We start from the raw sequence: 17775 nt of genomic DNA, 5'->3' as shown, positions 1-17775 counted from the left end.
GGATTTCGGCCCGGCTGTCAGCGCTCACCGGCGGGTTCCGGACGCGGAGCGACGCTCATGAGCCATCCACGGCCGCCGCCGGCGCGGGCTCGGGGTCGGGCGGGCCCGTGACGACGAGGGTGACCCGGCTGCCGCGCGGCAGCTCCCCGGCGGCGGCGGCCGCGTAGAGGTGGCGCAGCGCCTTGGCGACGTAGCGTAGTTCCGGACGTATCCCGTGCCGTTCGGTGAAGTCCTCGGCGAACGAGGCGAGTTCGGGCGGCACCCGGCCGTAGCCGCCGCCGTGTGCCGTGTGGTCGACCGACCAGTTGTCGAACGCGCGGCCCCAGCCGGCCGCGTGCAGCCCGGCGATCTCCCGCTCCAGGTAGCCGGCGGCGCCGCGCAGCGCCGCGACGCCCAGGGCGCGGGCGCCCGGCGGCAGCCCGGCGGCGATGCCGGCCAGGGTGCCGCCGGTGCCCACCGCGCAGCAGACCAGGTCGCGGTGGCCCAGGTCGGGGAGCTGGGTGGCGAGCTCGGCGGCGACGGCGGCGGCGCCGTGCGCGGCCGGCGCGTTGGAGCCGCCTTCGGGGAGCACCGCGCAGGGCCCGAAGCGGTCGGTGAGCTCGCGGCGGGTGGCGGGCTCGTGCAGGCTCGCGCGCAGCCGGCGGTAGCCGGCGCGGTCGACGAAGGCGAGCCGCATGCCGGCGGCCTCGGCGCGGGCGAGCGACCAGTTGCGTGGCGCGTCGGCGAGCTCGTCGCCGCGGATGATGCCGACGCTCTCCAGGCCCCGGCCGGCGGCGGCCGCGGCGAGGGCCCGAACGTGGTTGGAGTAGGCGCCGCCGAGGGTGAGCACCCGGGTGTGCCCGGCCGCCCGGGCGGCGTCCAGGTTGGGGATCAGCTTGCGCCACTTGTTGCCGGGCACCGTGGCGTGGATCAGGTCGTCCCGCTTGAGCCACAGCTCGACGCCGGCGTCGGCCAGCCGCTCGTCCGCCACCCGGCTGAGCGGCGAGGGCAGGGTGGGCGACGGCAGAGACATCCGTTCGATTGTAGGTCCGGTACCTTCCCCGGCTGGGGCGCGGGCTCCCGCCGCCCGCGCCCGCCCGTGCCTAGCCCTTGACGGCGCCGGCCGTCAGGCCGCCGACGATCCAGCGCTGGAGCAGGGCGTAGAGCACCAGGATCGGCACGACGGCGATCAGGATGCCCGCGCTCAGCCCGGTGTGGTTGGTGGAGAAGGCGCCGCTGAAGTTGAGCATGCCGAGCGGCAGGGTGCTGTTCTCCGGGGAGCTCAGCATGATCAGCGCGATGAGCAGCTCGTTCCAGGTGGCGACGGTGTCCAGGATGGCGACCGTGACCAGGGCGGGCAGCGCCAGCGGCAGCATGAACTGCCAGAAGATCCGGAAGTCGCCGGCGCCGTCGATCCGGGCGGCCTCGATCAGCTCGTCGGGGACGCGCCGGAAGAACTGGTGCAGCACCAGGGTGGTGAAGGGGATGCCGAAGGCCAGGTAGGCCGGGAGCAGTCCCGCCAGCGTGTCCGTGAGGTACACGGACCGCAGCATGGTGAACAGCGGCACGATCGCGATGTAGAGCGGGACGGTCAGCCCGAGGAAGACGAAGAACATCACGGAGCGCCGGAAGCGCAGGTCGAGCTTGGCCAGCGCGTAGGCGAGGAGCGCCGAGACGGCCACGCCGAGCGGCACCTTGACGACGGCGATGAGCAGGCTGTTGCGGTAGGTGGTGGAGAAGTCGCCGATCTTCCAGGCGTCCGCGAAGTTGTCGAGGGTCCAGGATCCGGGCCAGGAGATGGTGCCGGACGACGCCAGGTCGGCGCCGGTGCGCAGCGCCGTGGTGACGAGCACCAGCAGCGGGGCGAACCAGACGAGGCCGAGCAGACCGAGCGCCACGCTGGCGCCGACCGTCCGCACGGTGCGGGAGGCGGGGATCGTCGCTGCCATGGCTAGTCCTTCGTCTGCGAGAGCACATAGGGGATGCCGACGAACACGGCGACCAGGGTGATGACGACGGCGATCGCGGCGCCGTAGCCGGACTGGTAGTACTGGAAGACGTTGAAGTACATCCAGGTGCCGAGGACCTGGGTGGAGCGCCCGGGGCCGCCGTAGGTGAGGGCGTAGATCAGGTCGAAGACCTTGAACGACTCGATCAGCGACAGCGCGAGCACGATGTGGTTGGTGGGCCGCAGCCCCGGCAGGGTCACGTGGCGGAAGCGCTGCCAGGCGTTGGCGCCGTCCATCGCGGCCGACTCGTGGAGCTCCCTGGGGATGCCCTGGAGGGCGGCCAGGTAGAGCAGCAGCGGGAAGCCGGTGCGCACCCAGACGGCCGGGACCATGGTGGCCCACAGGGCGGTGGAGTCGTCGCCGAGCCAGGCGTGGGTGAGGGCTTCGAGGCCCAGGGTGGTCAGGGCCTCGTTGATCGCGCCGTCGGTGGGGTTGTACAGCCAGCCCCAGATGGTGGCCACCGAGACCAGCGGCAGCACGGCGGGCGCGTAGAAGACGGTGCGGAGGAACGAACGGCCGCGCACCAGGCGGCTGTTGAGGGCGAGCGCCAGGGCGAGGCCGAGCAGCATCGGCAGCAGGATGGTGACGAGGGTCCACAGCAGGTTGTTGCGGACGGCGGTGCCGATGACCGGGTCGTCGGCCAGGTGCCGGTAGTTGTCGAGGCCGACGAACTCCTTGTCGGGGGTGATGCCGTCCCAGGAGGTGAGGCTGAGGTACACCGACTGGAGCGCCGGGTAGACGAGGAAGCCGGTGTACACGAGCAGCGCGGGCGCCGCGTAGGCCCAGGCGCTCGGCCGGTGGCGGCGCGGGCGGCGCCGGGGCGGGGTGGTGGTGGGGCGTGGGGTCCGGGCCGGGCGGGCGGCCTCGGCCGGGATGGCGGTGGTCATCGGACCTGGCCCTCCTTCCAGGTGGTGACCGCGTCCTGCATCCGCGCGGCGGCGTCCCGCGGTGAGACGTTGTCCTGGGCGATGTCGCTCTGGATCTGGAAGTAGGCGTCGGACACGTCCTTGGGGAACGCCTGGTCCTGGATCACGTAGTGCGGGTGCCGGCGGCCGAGTTCGAGCCACCGGGCGTTGAGGGGGAGCTCTCCCGGGTCGGGGGCGAGGTCCGTGAGCGGGGTGCGGAAGCCGGCGAAGGTCTCCTGCGCGGGCGGGGTGAGCAGGAAGTCGAAGAGTCGGGCGGCGTTCTCCCCGTTGGGGGACGCCTTGGAGAGGAAGAAGCCCTCGGTCCAGCCGGAGGTGCGGACCACGTCGTGGCCGGTGGGCAGGACGAAGGTGCCGAAGAGCTCGGGGTCGAGTCCCGAGGCGTTGTTGGTGTACTCCTGCCACTGGCCGGTGATCAGGAAGGCGCCGGTGCCCTGGGTGAGGTAGGAGTCGGCGACGTCCGGCGTGATGCCGAGGAAGCCCTCCGGGACCCATTTGCGCTCCACCCACTTCCGGAAGAGCCCGAAGGCGTCCCGGACCTCGGCGCGGTCCCAGCTGGCCTCGCCCACCAGCAGCCGGTCGTGCAGCTCGGGCCCGGCGGTGATCTCCAGGAGGTACTCGAAGAGCCGCATGGGGTCCCAGCCGTAGACGCCGCCGGTGGCGAGCGGCACCACGCCGCTGGCCACGATCCGGTCGCAGACATCCTCCAACTCGTCGTAGCTGGTGGGGACGGAGACGCCCGCCCGCTCGAAGAGGTCGGTGCGGTACCAGCAGCCGAGGTTGGCGATCACGCCCGGCAGGCCGTAGCGGTGGCCGTCGAACGTCATGTCCCGCACGGCGGCCGGGTTCAGCAGCTCGTCCCAGCCGTGCCGGGCGTAGACCTCGTCGAGGGCGGCTATCTGGCCGGCGTCGATGAAGGGGGCGGCGATCTGGCCGCCCCACATCATGAACAGGTCCGGCGGGCGGGCGCCCAGCAGCTGGGTGCGCACCTTGTCGGGGAAGAGCGCGGCGCCGCTGCCCGGCAGCGTGTCGTGCCGGACGGTGATCCCGGACTCGTCGCGGAAGGAGTCGAGCACCTGGTCGAGCAGCGGGGCCTGGGTGGCGTCGAGGTAGGTGAAGAGGGAGAGCCGGTCGGGCGACGCCTGGAGCCTGCCGCCGCCGCAGGCGGTCAGCCCGCCGGCCGTGCCGAGGGCCGCGGCCAGGGCGGCGGCGCCACTGAGGAACCGCCTGCGGTCCATGGTCATGCGCACACCCTCCTGAATATTAATTCAGATGCGTATTGTTTATGACAGGGTGAGGGGACCGTAGGATCGCCCGACGAGACATGTCAAGACCGTTGCGCGGAGATTTCCGCGCGGGTCGATTCCGGCGAAAGCCCGCAATAAGGCCGCGCGTCCGAGGGCTTGACGGGAGCGCGCGACGTGCAGGAGCATCCCCGCTGAGCCCCGGAGATAGATATGGATGATCCGAATGGATATTCATCTTGGTGACGCCTAGGGCGCCGGACGTGCCCGATCCTCCCCGGATACCCGGCCACATGTCCGTCGCCAAACTGCGCCAACTGGTGCGCGTGGCACGCATGTACCACGAACGCGGCCTGCGCCAGACCCGGATCGCCGAGCTGCTCGGCCTCACCCAGGCCGGGGTCTCCCGGATGCTGCGCACCGCCGCCGCCCTGGGCGTGGTCCGCACCGTGGTGGTGGCGCCGGCCGGCATCCACAGCGACCTCGAGGACGCCGTCGCCGAACGGTACCGGCTCGCCGAGGTGGTGGTCGTCGACGGCGACGACCTGGTGGACGATCCGCCGAGCCTGATGCGCGCCCTCGGCGGCGCCGCCGCCGGCTTCCTGGAGACGGCGTTCCGGTCCGGCGAGGTGATCGGTGTCTCGACGTGGAGCGAGACGCTGCTGGCCGCCGTCGACACGATGCGGCCCGGCGTCCGGAGGCCCGCCGCCGCCAGGGTCGTTCAGCTGATGGGCGGGGTCGGCGACGCGCACAGCCAGGTGCAGGCCACCAGGCTCACCGCCCGGCTCGCCGAACTGACGGGCGCCACGCCGCTGTTCGTCCGCGCCCCGGGCCTGGTCGGCTCGGCCGGCGCCCGGCTCTCGCTGCTGGGCGACGCCTCGGTGCGCGAGGTCGGCCAGGCCTGGCAGGAGTTGACGTCGGTCCTGGTCGGGGTCGGCAGCCTCGAACCGTCCCCACTGCTGCGGCTGAGCGGCAACGCGGTGGCCGAGGAGGAGCTGGTCGGGCTGCGCGGCCTCGGCGCGGTGGGCGACATCTGCCAGCGCTTCTTCGACAAGCACGGGGTGCACGTGGACGCCGGCCTCGGTGAGCGCACCGTCGGCGTCTCCGTCGACCAGCTGCGCGCCGTGCCGCGCCGCATCGCCGTCGCCGGCGGCCCCCGCAAGTACCAGGCGGTGCGTGGCGCGGTGCGCGGCCGGTGGATCACCGCGCTCGTCACCGACACCCGCACCGCGCGCCGACTGCTCGACGAACCCGGAACCACCGAGGAAGGAACCCCCACACCGTGAGGACATCCCCCTGGCAGCGCGCCGAGTTCACGCTGACCGCCGAGCGGGACCATCCCGCCCCCTACGCCGGGGTCGCGGTCTGGGCCGAGTTCACCCATGACTCGGGCGCGACGCTGCGCCGCCCCGCCTTCTGGGACGGCGGCCGCACCTGGCGGATCCGGTTCGCCTCCCCGCTGGCCGGCGGCCGTTGGCGCTGGCGCACCGCGGCCGACGTCGACGACCCGGGCCTGGTCGGCCGCACCGGCGAGCTGACCGTCGCCGACGAGCCCGCCGGCGGCAACCCGTTCCGCGTCCACGGCTTCTGGCGGATGTCGCCCGGCGGGCGCAGCCTGGTGCACGCCGACGGCACCCCGGCGCTGCTGGTCGGCGACACCGCCTGGGGTCTGCCGTGGCGCGCCACCGAGGAGCAGGTCCGGGTCTACGCCGCGGACCGGGCCGGGAAGGGGTTCAACGCGGCGCTGCTGATGAGCGTCCAACCCGACATGGACGCGCGCGGCCCCCGGGACCGCACCGCCGACGAGGGCTTCGACGTCGCCTTCGAGGACCTGCCCGACGGCCACCTCGACGACCTCGTCCCCGCCTACTTCCAACACCTGGACCGGCTGCTCGCCGTCCTCGACGAGCACGGCGTCGTCCCCGTGCTCCAGCCGGTCTTCCACGGCTTCGGCTGGAAGGGCCTGCGGGCGGCGGGCCCCGTGGTGCCGCCCGCCGAGTACGCCCGCTACTGCCGCTACCTGGTGGCCCGCTACGGCGCCGACCCGGTGGTCTACCTGGTCGGCGCCGACGGTGGTGGCCACGAGCCCGGGATCGAGGCCGGCGGGCGGGAGATCGAGGAGTGGGACGCCTACGGCCAGCCGTGCGGGATCCACTACCGCCCGCACTCCCGCGCCGACGCGCACCAGGCCGCGCCCTGGCTCGACTTCCAGTGGTGCCAGACCGGACACCGCGGCGAGCACGTGCCGGAGCGGGTCGCCGACATGTGGCGCAACGAGCCGGTGCGGGCGGTCGCCAACGGCGAGCCGACCTACGAGCACTCCGGCCGGCGCGGCAAGGGCGAGGGCTGGTGGCAGGGACACGAGGCGTGGAGCAACCTGTGCGCGGGCGGCACCATGGGCGTGGTCTACGGCGCGGGCAGCCTGTGGCAGTGGGTGCTGCGGCCCGGCGAACCCGGACACGAGCCGTTCTTCGTGGCGGAGGGCGCGGGCTGGCGGGAGGCCCTGGACTTCGAGGGCTCCCGCTACGTCGGCCTCGTCTCCCGGATCCTGGCCGGGCTGCCGACCACCGACATGGCCCCCAGCTGGGACCTGACCCTGGCACCGCGCGGGCTGCTGGTGCCGGGCCGCCTCTACGTCAGCTACGGCGAGCACGGCGGCGACCTGCGCGTCGCGCCCTGGGCCGGGGAGGCGATCCCACTCCCCTACCGGGTGGTCGACCCCCGCACCGGCGAGATCACCGGATCCGGCGTGCGGGAGAACCACCAGGCCCCCGTACCGGATCCGGGCGGCGCGCCCCGGGTCTACCTCTGCCACGCGGGCTGGGCGGAGAGCGAGAGGCACGCGCCACGGTCGTGAGCCCCCCGCCCACCGGGTGGGCGCGTTCCGGCACCTAGAATCGAACACATGACCGATCCGCAGCCGCCGAGCGACCTGCCCGCACTGCGGGCGCTCGCCGCGTGGCTGCAGCACTGGCTGAACGACGTGCGCCAAGCGGTCGCCGACGCCGAGCGGGCGGCGGCCGTCGAGGCCCGCCGGCCACGCTGGTGGGTGCGGTGGCAGCGCCGCCCGCCCGGCGCACCCCGGCGCGGAATCCTCCACGAGGAGGGCTGTTGGCACCCCGGCGCCCCCGACCTGGACGCCGCCGCCCTCCGCCGACTGCTCGCGGAACACGGCGACCGCGTCGCCGCCTGCGAGGTCTGCCGCCCGTCACCCCCCGGGTGACGGGCGGACGCGCGGGGACGGCCGGGAGCCGGTTGAGAAGACGAGCACCTCGGGAAGGAGACGCCCCGCGGAACCCATCCTCTTGCATCACCTTCCTTGTTGCAAGCCATTCGCAATAGAGGCGTAGGGTGACCCTCGACGATCACGACGACCAGCCACCCGTCGAAAGGGGCCGTGTCTGATGGGCACCTACGCGCTTCCCGACCTGCCGTACGACTACGCCGCGCTGGAGCCGGCCATCACCGGCGAGATCCTCGAACTGCACCACGCCAAGCACCACGCCGCCTACGTCAGGGGCGCCAACGACACCCTGGAGCAGCTCGCCGAGGCCAGGACGAAGGAGCAGCTCGCGCCCACCCAACTGGTGGGCCTGGAGAAGACGTTCGCGTTCAACCTCTCGGGCCACGTCCTCCACACCATCTTCTGGGAGAACCTCTCCCCCGACGGCGGAGACCGCCCCGACGGCGCGCTGGCCGACGCGATCGACGAACACCTCGGCGGCTTCGAGGCGTTCAGGCGTCAGCTCACCGTCGCCACCTCCTCGGTCCAGGGCAGCGGCTGGGGGGTGCTGGCCTGGGAGCCGCTCGGCCGCCGCCTGATCGTGGAACAGGTCTACGACCACCATGGCAACGTCGGCCAGGGCAGCACCCCGCTGCTCGTCTTCGACGCCTGGGAACACGCCTACTACCTGCAGTACCGGAACGTCCGCCCGGACTACGTCACCAGGCTCTGGGACCTCGTCAACTGGCAGGACGTCGCCGACCGCTTCGCCAGGGCCACCGCGGCCTGACCCCGAACCGGTCCGCGGCCGGCCCGACCACCCGGCCGCGGGCCACCCGCCCCCGCTAGCCGTCGATCACCTCCGTGTTCTGGGAGGCGACCAGCCGCCACCGCCCGTCCTCCTTGGCCATCACGTACATGGGGCTGGTGGCGTTGCCCCGCGGCTCGCCGTCCGGCGTGCGGTACTGCCCCCGCACCTTGACCGCCGCCACGTCCGGCCGGACGAAGAGCACGTGCTCCACCTCGTAGGTGACGGTGGACTCCCTCATCGCGCCCGGCAGCACCCGGTGGGTGAAGTCCGAGATCGCCTCCCGGCCGAACAGCCGCCTGCCGTGCGCCGTCGTCCAGATCGCGTCCTCGCGGAACAGCCCGAGGAACTCCTCCGGCAGCTCGTTCTGTTGCGAGTGCTCCAGCACCGCCACCACCTGCCGGATGGCCGCGATCTCCGCCTCGTCCGCCTCGCGCGTCTCCTCTGCGTTCATGCGGACATCCTGAGACCTCAAGCTTCCTTGAGGTCAAGTCGGCTCAGCGCACCGCGATGCCGATGAACTCGATCTCGTCGACGCCACCGGGCGAACCGACCAGGACCGTCGAGCCGGTCCTCGGCCCCTGGTACCCGCTGTTCGACATCTCCACCTCGGCGGTGATCACGCCGGTGGTGACGGAGAGTTCGACAGCCCGAACGCCACGGCCCGCCGTGGCGGAGCCGATCTGGATCCGCCCCCACTCGGTGCTCGAACACTGCCAGGCCTGCCAGCCACTGACCGCCAGGTTGGCCCGGGCACAGAGGGTGCCCACGTTCGCGGCGCTCAACTGCAGCGCCTGGACGCTGAAACCGGGAAGGCCGGCACCGATCCCGTTGCACCACTCGTCGGCCTCCCACCCGACGGACTCCACATACGCCCGGTAGCAGATCTGGGGATGCTCATCCGCGGCCGCGCCGGTGGACGCGGCGGACGCCTGGGTGGTGAGCGGCCCGCCCATGAGCAGCAGCACGGCGGCCGACACGAGCGCGGCCAGTCGCTGCGGTATGGGACGGGCACTGCGTCTGGGCATGCGGATCTCCCTCGTTCGGAACGGATGTCCGCCATGCACTACCCGCACGCCATCGCACAGACGCGCAGCGCGCCCACACCCCCACACGGGACCGTCACGATTCCGCCACCGCGCGCCCGCCTGAGGGCGGGCGCCGGAGCCGCCGGTCACCCACGGGTGGGTGCAGACGGGTTCGAACCGCCGACATCCGCCTTGTAAGGGCGGCGCTCTACCGCTGAGCTATGCACCCGGGGAATGAGGCAACAGCCTACATGCCCGCGCCGTCCGCCCATAAAGAGCGGCTTACGGGGGACAGCCCCACCCCGGAGGCGGTGGGTCGCCGGATTCCCGGTCCTGGGGCGGGACTTCTAGCGTCGGGTGACCGTCACGAACCGCCGCCCACCGGAACCGCCCGGGGGCAGGAGACCGGAGAAGACCCATGAGCCGAAGCACCGCCACCGCCCGTCGCGCCCTGCTGGCCGCCGCCGGCGTTCTCGTGGCCGGCGCCGCCCTGACCGGGTGCCTGGTGGAGGAGACGCACGACGGCTCGCCCGAGGAGCGGGCGTTCCCGCTGGCCGGGGACACGCTGACCGTGGACACCGACAACAGCCGGATCGTGCTGGTGCCGGACGCCTCGCCGGCCGGGGAGGTGGCGGTGACCAGGACGTTCGAGGCACGGCGGATGACCGGGACCACCGGCGTCGAGTGGTCGATGGAGGACGACACGCTCCGGCTGCGCGTCGTCTGCGAGGGCATCGTCGTGGAGTGCGACGCCCGGCACGAGATACGGGTGCCGGCGGGGGTGGCCGTCACCCTGGAGGGGCGGAACGGCGACGTGGCGGCCGAGAGCTTCGACACGGCGCTCGACCTCACCACCCGCAACGGTGACATCACCGTGCGGAACGCGTCCGCGCCCCTCGAACTCGACACCAGGAACGGCCGGATCAGCGCCACCGGCGTCACCTCGCCCGAGATCGTCGCCAGAACCCACAACGGCGGGATGACGCTGACCCTCGACGCCGCGCCCCGACGGGTCGAGACCGTCGCGGACAACGGCGGCACGACCGTCGAGGTGCCGGACGACGGCACCGCCTACCGGGTGGCGACCGAGACGGACCACGGGGACGTCGACGTCGACGTGGCGCGGGACGACGCCGCGCCCGCCGTCATCGACGCCCGCAGCCACAACGGGGGGATCACCCTGCGCACCACCTCCCGCTGATCCCGGGGCCGGGTGGGAGAATGGCTCTCACACGGATCGGCCGGTCGGCGGCGGGGAGAGGGAGACGTGAGGGCGAGGCGTTCCAGGAGCCAACTCGGACTGTCCCTGACGTTGCCCCTGCTGTTCGCCGCCGCGCTGCCGGCCGCCTTCTCCGGGGGCGGCGGCTCCCGGCCGTGGTGGGGGCGGGGCCGCGTCGAGGACCTGCGGACGGCGGCCCAGGGCGCCAAGGACGCGGCGGCCGCCGCGTTCTACGAGCTCGACATGGCCCAGCGTGACCTGGAGATCGCGCTGGAGACCATCGGCGCCGCCGACGACTCCCCGGCGGCGGCCAGGGCGGCCGCCGACTTCGCCGCGCTCGGGGAGCGCATCGACCAGGTCAGCCACCACTACATCGCCACCGTCGACGCCCACGACCTGGACGCCGAGGGCCTCGACGCCGGCGCCGCCGACCGGGCGCGGGCCGCGCTGCTGATGGCGCAGAGCGAGCTGCAGAAGGTGAAGGCCGACCTCGACGCGTTCGCGGCCCGGATCGCGCCGCTCCAGGAGCGGGCCGCCTCGCAGCTGGCGCAGGTGACGCCGGCCGTCGAGCGCGCCAGGGAGGCGCTGCGCGCCGCGACCGCCGCGCTCGACGAGGCCCGCGCCGCCGGCTTCGGCGCCGACGAGCTGGCCACCTCGCTGGCCGCGCTCGCGCCGGAACTGCGGCTGCTCAACGAGGGCGCCGGCCGGCACGGCGTCAAGCCCACGATCCGCCGCGCCGAGGACGTGCGCCGGCGGGCCGGCGCCATCGCCGCCGAGGCGGCCCGGCTGCCGCGGCTCGCCGCCGAGCTCGACCGGCGGCTCTCCTCGCTGCGCACCCGCGCCGAAGCCATCACCACCAGGGCCGGCAAGGTGGAGCCGGTGCTGAGCGAGCTGCGCCGCCGGTTCGCCGTCGCCTGCTGGCAGGACCTGCAGCGGGTGCCCGAGCAGGCCGCCGACGCGGTGCGCCGGGCCGAGCAGCTGCTGGTCGAGGCGCGTCGGGCGCGCGACGAGCAGCGGTTCGACGCGGCCACGGCCACGCTGACCAGCGTGCAGGCGCTGCTCGGCCGCACCGACGAGGCGGTCTCCGAGCCGGGCGAGCGGCTGCGCCGGCTGAACGAGGTGTCGTTCGACCCGAAGCAGGAGATCGAGCGGACCCGGTTCGTGATCAGGGACGCCCAGCGGCTCGCGATGGCGGGCCGGTCGGTACCGGAACCGCGGCACGCGCGGCCGTTGGACGCCGCCGTCGAGCGGCTCGACCGGGCGGTCGCCGAGCTGGAGGCCGGGGGGCGGCACCCCGACTACTGGCGGTTCCTGACGGAGGCGGAGGGCGTGCGGTCCGCGGTGGCCGCCGTGGTCGAGGAGATGCGCGCCGGCCGCTGACGGCGGGGGTTGGGGCCGCCGCGGGCGGGTACCCGGGGCTCCGTCGTCTCACGAACGCGTCCAGGAGGTCGACGATGCGTGGCCCACTCGACACGCGCGGCGAGCCGCGGCTGCCCCACGGCGGGCCGCGCTCGCTGATGAAGCACCCCGTTCTCGACGAGCGGCAGCCCGCCCACCACCGGCTGAGCCTGGTCTACCGGGTGGGCGCCGGGCTGATGGGCATCGGGTTCGTGATCTTCGGCATGTTCGGCCTGTTCTCCAACATCGGCTTCTTCGGCACCGGCAACAACGCCGTGATCGGCCTGAACAGCAACGGCGCGCTGAGCTGGCTGTCGATCGCGGTGGGGCTGCTGCTCTTCGCCGGCATGCTCAAGGGAGGCCACTTCGCCTCCAACCTGAACCTGGTGCTCGGCGTGCTGTTCGTGCTCAGCGGCTTCGTGAACCTGGCGATCCTGCGCACCGGGCTCAACTTCCTGAACTTCCGCATCCAGAACGTGATCTTCAGCTTCGTGGTCGGCCTGGTGCTGCTGGCGTTCGGCACGTACGGGCGGTTCAGCGGCCGGCTGCCGCACGACAACCCGTACTGGCGGGCGCGGCACCCGAGGACCGCCCTGGGCATGACCGCGCGGGAACGGGAGGTGGAGCGCCGCCGCCTGGAGCTCAACGACGCCCTGGTGCGGGAGCGCGAGCTGAAGGAGCGCGCGGAACGGGAACGGGAGGCACGGGAACGGGAGGAGGAGGAAAGGGGGCGGCACAGGGCGGCCTAGGACCGCCCCCGGGTGGTGGCCCGCGCGGCGGTGCGGAGGGCCCGCAGGATCTCCTCGCCGCCGCGCACGCCCGTCGTCGCGAGGGCCGTCACGCCGGGCGCCGACCAGCCGGCGTCGGCCAGCTCGCCGTGCCCTGGCCGCCAGCCGCGGTCCGCGGCCAGCAGCAGGTCGGCGTCGAGCAGCGAGTCGCCGGCGGACAGCACCCGGCCGGCGCCGGTGCGGCGCACGACCTCGGCCACCGCCGCCGACTTGGTCAGCGGGCGCGGCACCGCGTACAGCTTGCGGCCCTGGAGCGAGACGGACCAGCCGCGTGGCTCGGCCCACTCCGCGAGGTCCTTCGCCCACGTCTCCGGCAGCAGCGCCCGGTCCACCACCAGGTAGGTGAAGAGCGACTCGGCGTCCCGCTCGTTCAGCAGCCACGCCGGGTCGGCGGAGCGCCGCAGGTGGTCCCTGACCTCGGCGAGCGGGGCGCAGTCGGCGGCCAGGGCGCGCCGCACGGTGGCGTGCCAGTCGTGGTCGGTGGCGCCGTCCACCAGCAGGTGGCCGCCGTTGGCGCAGATCGCGTACCGGGGCGGCGGCCCCGGGAGGCTGATCCGCCGGTACTGCTCGCGGGTCCTGGTGGTGGTGGGCACGAAGACCACGCCCGCCTCCGCGGCCAGCGCGGCGAGCAGCCCGGCGGCCGTCTCGGTGAGGAACGACTGCGGCCTCGACCGGTAGGTCTCCACGCACAGCAGCCGGGGCGCCTCGTGGTCCGGCACGTCGTCGAGGGCGAGCGCGGCGGCCGAGTAGATCAGCGTGCGGTCCAGGTCGCTCGCGACGACGGTCGTGGTGGCCGTCGGGGACGTCGTGGTCATCGCGCGGCCTTCCCGTCGGCGCCGGTGGCGCCCCTGGTGTAGCGGGGGTGGATCAGACCCACGCAACTGTAGGGCAGCTCGTCGACCTCCTCGACCGGCACCCCGCGCTGCTCGGCGAGCAGCCTGATGTGGTCCAGGTCGGCGCCCGCGCCGCGCCTGGCCAGGATCCGCCAGGGCACGCGGCGCAGCAGCACCCGGGTGGTCTCGCCGACGCCGGGCTTGACGAGGTTGACGTCGCCGATGCCGTACTCCTCGCTGATCCGCTCCACGGCCCGCCAGCCGACCCAGTCCGGGGTGCGGTCGGCGGCCAGCAGGGCGGCGGTGTCGGCGGCCACGCCGGCGGCCAGCGCCGGGTCGGCGAAGTGGCCGGCGACGGCGTCGAGGAAGTGGCCCGAGAGGTCGGCGTCGGCCAGCTCGCGGTAGTGCTTGGCACCGTGGAAGTCGTCCGGGCCGACCAGGTCGGCGCGCAGCACGGTCCGCGATATCAGCCCGGAGACGGTGGAGTTGAGGCAGGCGGAGGGGATCAGGAAGTCCTCGCGGGTGCCGTAGGTGGTGACGCAGCCACCGGGGTCGGCCAGCACCGCGAGGTCGGCCGAGAAGCCGGCGAACGGCTCGACGGCGGCGGCGAGTTCGCGGGTGATGGCGCCCTTGCCCGTCCAGCCGTCGACGAAGACGACGTCGGCCGGGTCGTGGTGGGTGGCGAGCCAGCGCAGCGCGGTGGCGTCGATGCCCTGCCCGCGCACGATGGAGATCGCGTAGTGCGGCAGGTCGACGCCGTGCGCCCGCTGGGCCCAGCGGCGCATCAGGATGCCGACGGGGGTGCCGGCGCGGGCCAGCGACACCAGCACCGGCGGGTGGCCAGGGCGGCCGCGCTCGGCGAGCACCGCCTCGGTGACGGTGCCCACGGCGCGCGCCACCCGGTGGGCCGAGGCGGCGAGCGCGGCGTGGAAGAGCCGCTGGTACTCGGGGCTCGGCTGGTACTCGACGGGCAGCGACTCGGCGTAGTGCGCGCCGCCCGACTGGATGGCCTCCTCGCGCTCCTCGGCCGGGGCCTCCAGGGTGACCTCGGAGAGGTCCTGGAGCAGCCAGCCGACCTCCTCGGCCGCGTAGGAGCCGAACGCGGGGCCGCGCAGCGGCTCGGCGAGCCGCCGGTCGGGCACGACGGCGAGCAGCGGGCACGGGGTGAGCTCGGCGAGCCGCGCCAGCAGGCCGCCGGGGGCGTGCAGCGCCTCGGTGTCGCCGGCGACGTCGGTGACCAGCAGGATCGCGTCCCAGGCGCGGCCTGCGACGTTGTAGGCGTAGCGGGGTCCGGGGCCGTCGGCCGGGTCGTCGTGGGAGGGGAAGGTGAGCCGGCTGCGGATGGCGTAGCCGGGGTCGTCGACGGGCAGCACCGGGGAGCGGGTGGTGGTGGAGAACAGCACCTCGGGGCCCTCGTCGCCCAGCAGCGAGGCCGTGGCCTCGGCGAGCCGCAGCGGCACGTACATCAGCTCCTCGGTGCCGAGGACCAGCACCCGGCGGGCGCCGGCCGGCAGCGCGGCGGCGACCCGGGCGGCCAGCGCCGGCAGCGCGGCCTCCAGGCGCCGGCGGTGGGCCGGGGTGAAGCCGTGCCGGCCGCCGTCCGGCAGCCCGGCCGGCCAGTCGAGCTCGACCCGCGCCACGGGCGCGGCCGGCAGCGCCTCGGCCGCCGGGGCGCCGATGGCCTCGAACTCGGCGACCAGCGCGGCGCCGCGCGTCAGCACGTCCGCGGGCAGCGACACCCGGCCGCCGGCCAGCGACACCACGTCGACGACCGCGCCGAGCTCGGCCGCGAACTTGGCCAGCGCCGCCCGGTCGGCCTCGGTGCGCATGTCGACGAGGGTGGCCACCACGTAGCGCGGGCGGGGCGCGTCGCGGTGCAGCGCGGCGACCGTGTTGCGGACGGTGCGGCCGGTGGACAGCTCGTCGTCGACCAGCACCAGCGGCCCGCCGCCGGCGAGCAGCGCCGGGTCGGTGGGCAGCAGCAGGTGTGAGGTGTGGTGGCTGTGCTCCTCCTCGAAGCCGCCGACCGGGGCGACGCCCGGCACGGGCCGGCGGGTGGAGTGCAGGTAGGCGGCGGCGCCGAGCCCGTCGGCGACGCTGTGGCCGAGCCCGGTGGCGGTCTCCGCGTAGCCGAGCACCACGGCCCTGGCCGCCTCCTCGGCGCTGAGCACCTCGCGCACCCGGCGGCCGAGCTCGAGGCCCGTGCCGTGCACGGTGGCCGGGCGCTGCGGCACGTGCTTGCCAAGCACGGAGGAGACCAGCAGGTGGGAACGCTTCGGGTTGCGGCGCAGCGCGAGGCCGAGCAGTTCCCTGGTCCCCTCCCCCTCGAGCCGCACGCCGAGCCGCCGGGTGACCCAGTCCCCCGCCCATATGTCCGTGTCCAGGTGGGTGTCGCTCATGCCGCCACCCCGATGCCGGCCGCCAGCAGGTCCACGAAGTCCACGCCCTCCCTGGCGACGCCGAACACCTCGGCGCGCTGGAGGGTGCGGGCGGCCCAGGCGCGGTGCGGCTTCACCTCGTTCATCTTGTTGGTGTAGGCGGAGCGCAGCACCCCGCCGCCCTCGGGCCCGGCGCCGACGATGTCGACCGCGTCGCTGTACTCCTCGTGGCTGACCACGGACAGCGCGTGCACCGGCGCGACGTGCGAGGGGTGGATGCAGGTCTTGCCCAGCAGGCCGTTGGCGCGGTCGAGCTCGATCTCCTGGAGCAGGCTGTCCATGTCGTGCTCGATCAGCCGGGCGCGCAGCTCCTCGGCGCGGCCGCTGAACGGGCTGTTGCGCAGCTGGGGCTTGAACATGCGCTCCTGGGCGCGGAAGTACTCCCAGACCGGCCCGGTGACGGTGTAGCCGGTGCCGTCGGCGCGGCCGAAGACGTTGACGACGTCGGCGATCACGGAGGCGACCAGGTGCACGTCGTAGGCCGTCATGTCGGGGCTGCGGCGCAGCCCGTAGGCGGAGCAGAAGTCGGTGACGCCGAGCCGGACGGCCGGTATGCGCTCGCGGTACTTGTCGACGACGAGGGCCGCGGCGCGCAGCCCGTCGGCGCGGGTCTCCAGGTGCAGCAGCTCGGGCGACTCCAGCACCGGCATGGCCAGCAGCCGCCGGCCGCACATGACCTCGGCGCCGGTCAGCGCCTCCAGGAACGCCGGCCCCGAGGTGGCGGTGAACTTCGGCAGCACGAAGCCGGTGAGCAGCCGGATCGCCGGGCCGAGGCGGCGGGTGAGATCGGTGATCTGCTCGGGGACGCGGACCCGGACGAACAGCAGCGGCAGCGCGTCCTCCGGCTCGGACAGCAGCTTGTGGAACTGCCGCACCAGGTTCTCCTCGGCGCCCTCCACCTCCGCGTCGCTGATCGAGTCCTCCAGGCACAGCACCATCGACACGACGCCGGCGTCGGCCTGCTTTCGGACGTCGGCGGCCAGCCTGGGGCGGGTGGCCGGGCAGTAGAGCGTGGCGCCGAGGGCGACGCCCAACGTCCTGACGGGGGAGGCCGGCCCGAAATCGGCGGGCTCCCGGTGAAACAGCGCGCGACGTTGCGCAGGCGTGAGGTGCCTGTAATGCCGCATGGATCTCCCCGGATTTTGGCAGCGGTTCCGGCCGCCCCGCTGGCTTACCGGATCCCCTCGCAATCGTAAGCGCGACATTGTTTCGTTGGTGTGGCGGAAGGCAGGATTCCTGCTATGACGCAGGCACTGGAGAGAGGGGCGACAATTCATCTGCCCGTCGCCTCATTGCGAGCCGTGTTGCGGTGGAAACCCACCGGGACGTCAGCGAGCCCTGATACCCCCGATATCGATCTCTCGGCCCTGCTGCTCGGCCCCGGTGGGCGGGTGCGCACGGAGGGTGACTTCGTCTTCTACAACCAGCCGCGCCACCCGACGGGCCTGGTGCGGCGGCTGCCGAAGCGGCGGGAGGCGGCCGGCCTGCGGGACTCCGTCGAGGCCGACCTGGGCCGGCTCGACGCCGGCGTGACCCGGGTGGTGCTGGCGGCCTCGTCGGACGCCGGCGGCTTCCGCGTGGCGGAGAGCTCCCCCCGGCTGCTCCTCCAGGACGCGGCGACCGCGCCGGGCTCGACGGCCGGGCTCGCGCTGCTGCGGTTGGCTCCCGCCGCGGGGGAGACGGCGCTGGTCTGCGGGTTCTTCGGGCGCACGGCGACGGGCTGGGAGTTCCACGCGGTCGGCCGCGGCTACGTGGGCGGCCTTGTCGCGCTGGCGGCGGACTTCGGCGTCACCGCGGCGCGGCGGCGCGCCGCGCCGCCCCAACCGGACCCGTCGTTCACGCTCCCCCCGCAGGGCCCGCAGTTCCTCCCCCGCGCCTGAGGCGA

17 protein-coding genes and 1 tRNA gene are annotated in these 17775 nt (G+C 73.9%); 8 read left to right on the top strand and 10 right to left on the bottom strand.

Features of this window, described 5'->3' with window-relative positions; all coding sequences use genetic code 11:
- Window positions 1-55: 55 nt before the first annotated feature.
- The 4 genes from RNC47_RS31020 to RNC47_RS31005 form a co-directional block, all read right to left on the bottom strand.
- Complete coding sequence (locus tag RNC47_RS31020; protein WP_311603551.1) at window positions 56-1012, bottom strand: 1-aminocyclopropane-1-carboxylate deaminase/D-cysteine desulfhydrase; 957 nt, start codon at window positions 1010-1012, stop codon at window positions 56-58.
- A 70-nt stretch (window positions 1013-1082) separates the two neighbouring features.
- On the bottom strand, window positions 1083-1928 hold the full coding sequence (locus RNC47_RS31015) for a carbohydrate ABC transporter permease (RefSeq protein ID WP_311603549.1): 846 nt from the start codon (window positions 1926-1928) through the stop codon (window positions 1083-1085).
- Between the two features lie 2 nt (window positions 1929-1930).
- Window positions 1931-2875, bottom strand: a complete 945-nt coding sequence (locus RNC47_RS31010; RefSeq protein WP_311603547.1) for a carbohydrate ABC transporter permease — start codon at window positions 2873-2875, stop codon at window positions 1931-1933.
- Complete coding sequence (locus RNC47_RS31005) at window positions 2872-4155, bottom strand: ABC transporter substrate-binding protein (RefSeq protein WP_311603545.1); 1284 nt, start codon at window positions 4153-4155, stop codon at window positions 2872-2874. Before RNC47_RS31005 ends, RNC47_RS31010 begins: the two co-directional genes overlap by 4 nt.
- Before the next feature lie 293 nt (window positions 4156-4448).
- On the opposite strand from RNC47_RS31005, the gene RNC47_RS31000 reads away from it, so the two are divergent.
- The 4 genes from RNC47_RS31000 to RNC47_RS30985 all read left to right on the top strand — a co-directional run bounded on the left by RNC47_RS31000 (window position 4449) and on the right by RNC47_RS30985 (window position 8168).
- Window positions 4449-5441 (top strand): sugar-binding transcriptional regulator, encoded by a 993-nt coding sequence (locus RNC47_RS31000; protein WP_311603544.1) that lies wholly within the window; start codon window positions 4449-4451, stop codon window positions 5439-5441.
- Window positions 5438-7012, top strand: coding sequence for an apiosidase-like domain-containing protein (locus RNC47_RS30995; RefSeq protein ID WP_311603542.1), 1575 nt, complete (start codon window positions 5438-5440; stop codon window positions 7010-7012). Before RNC47_RS31000 ends, RNC47_RS30995 begins: the two co-directional genes overlap by 4 nt.
- 48 nt (window positions 7013-7060) lie before the next feature.
- Window positions 7061-7378 carry a hypothetical protein gene (locus RNC47_RS30990; protein ID WP_311603540.1) on the top strand — a complete coding sequence of 106 codons (318 nt, stop codon included), beginning with the start codon at window positions 7061-7063 and terminating at the stop codon, window positions 7376-7378.
- Window positions 7379-7559: 181 nt separating this feature from the next.
- Window positions 7560-8168 carry a superoxide dismutase gene (locus tag RNC47_RS30985; protein WP_311603538.1) on the top strand — a complete coding sequence of 203 codons (609 nt, stop codon included), beginning with the start codon at window positions 7560-7562 and terminating at the stop codon, window positions 8166-8168.
- Between the two features lie 55 nt (window positions 8169-8223).
- Here the strand turns inward: RNC47_RS30985 and RNC47_RS30980 are convergent, their stop codons facing one another.
- The 3 genes from RNC47_RS30980 to RNC47_RS30970 form a co-directional block, all read right to left on the bottom strand.
- Window positions 8224-8640: an SgcJ/EcaC family oxidoreductase gene (locus RNC47_RS30980; protein WP_311603536.1), complete on the bottom strand. Its 417-nt coding sequence runs from the start codon at window positions 8638-8640 to the stop codon at window positions 8224-8226.
- Between the two features lie 43 nt (window positions 8641-8683).
- Window positions 8684-9214 (bottom strand): hypothetical protein, encoded by a 531-nt coding sequence (locus RNC47_RS30975; protein ID WP_311603534.1) that lies wholly within the window; start codon window positions 9212-9214, stop codon window positions 8684-8686.
- 157 nt (window positions 9215-9371) lie between these two features.
- Window positions 9372-9443: transfer RNA gene (locus RNC47_RS30970), tRNA-Val, on the bottom strand.
- Between the two features lie 189 nt (window positions 9444-9632).
- Here RNC47_RS30970 and RNC47_RS30965 point away from each other — a divergent pair.
- The 3 genes from RNC47_RS30965 to RNC47_RS30955 all read left to right on the top strand — a co-directional run bounded on the left by RNC47_RS30965 (window position 9633) and on the right by RNC47_RS30955 (window position 12580).
- Window positions 9633-10415 (top strand): DUF4097 family beta strand repeat-containing protein, encoded by a 783-nt coding sequence (locus RNC47_RS30965; RefSeq protein ID WP_311603533.1) that lies wholly within the window; start codon window positions 9633-9635, stop codon window positions 10413-10415.
- A 66-nt stretch (window positions 10416-10481) separates the two neighbouring features.
- A complete protein-coding gene (locus tag RNC47_RS30960; RefSeq protein WP_311603531.1) occupies window positions 10482-11813 on the top strand; it encodes a hypothetical protein in 1332 nt (443 codons plus the stop codon).
- Between the two features lie 74 nt (window positions 11814-11887).
- Window positions 11888-12580, top strand: coding sequence for a DUF4383 domain-containing protein (locus tag RNC47_RS30955; RefSeq protein ID WP_394814920.1), 693 nt, complete (start codon window positions 11888-11890; stop codon window positions 12578-12580).
- On the opposite strand, the gene RNC47_RS30950 is transcribed toward RNC47_RS30955, so the two are convergent.
- Genes RNC47_RS30950 through RNC47_RS30940 form a run of 3 tightly spaced genes read right to left on the bottom strand, consistent with a single transcriptional unit; the run spans window position 12577 to window position 17017 of the window.
- Entirely contained in the window at window positions 12577-13434 is an 858-nt protein-coding gene (locus RNC47_RS30950; protein WP_311603529.1) for an HAD family hydrolase, read from the bottom strand. The genes RNC47_RS30955 and RNC47_RS30950 overlap by 4 nt on opposite strands.
- On the bottom strand, window positions 13431-15851 hold the full coding sequence (locus RNC47_RS30945; protein WP_311603528.1) for a phosphoribosyltransferase: 2421 nt from the start codon (window positions 15849-15851) through the stop codon (window positions 13431-13433). Before RNC47_RS30945 ends, RNC47_RS30950 begins: the two co-directional genes overlap by 4 nt.
- The gene (locus RNC47_RS30940) at window positions 15848-17017 is read right to left on the bottom strand and encodes an HpcH/HpaI aldolase/citrate lyase family protein (protein WP_311603526.1); all 1170 of its coding nucleotides are present in this window, start codon (window positions 17015-17017) and stop codon (window positions 15848-15850) included. Before RNC47_RS30940 ends, RNC47_RS30945 begins: the two co-directional genes overlap by 4 nt.
- A gap of 114 nt (window positions 17018-17131) precedes the next feature.
- Here RNC47_RS30940 and RNC47_RS30935 point away from each other — a divergent pair, with 114 nt between their 5' ends.
- The gene (locus tag RNC47_RS30935; protein WP_311603524.1) at window positions 17132-17770 is read left to right on the top strand and encodes a TerD family protein; all 639 of its coding nucleotides are present in this window, start codon (window positions 17132-17134) and stop codon (window positions 17768-17770) included.
- The last annotated feature ends 5 nt before the right edge of the window (window positions 17771-17775 follow it).

Origin of the sequence: Streptomyces millisiae, assembly GCF_031845425.1 — a bacterium.
GTDB lineage: Bacteria > Actinomycetota > Actinomycetes > Streptomycetales > Streptomycetaceae > Streptomyces > Streptomyces millisiae.
This window is presented reverse-complemented; position numbering and strand designations above follow the sequence as displayed.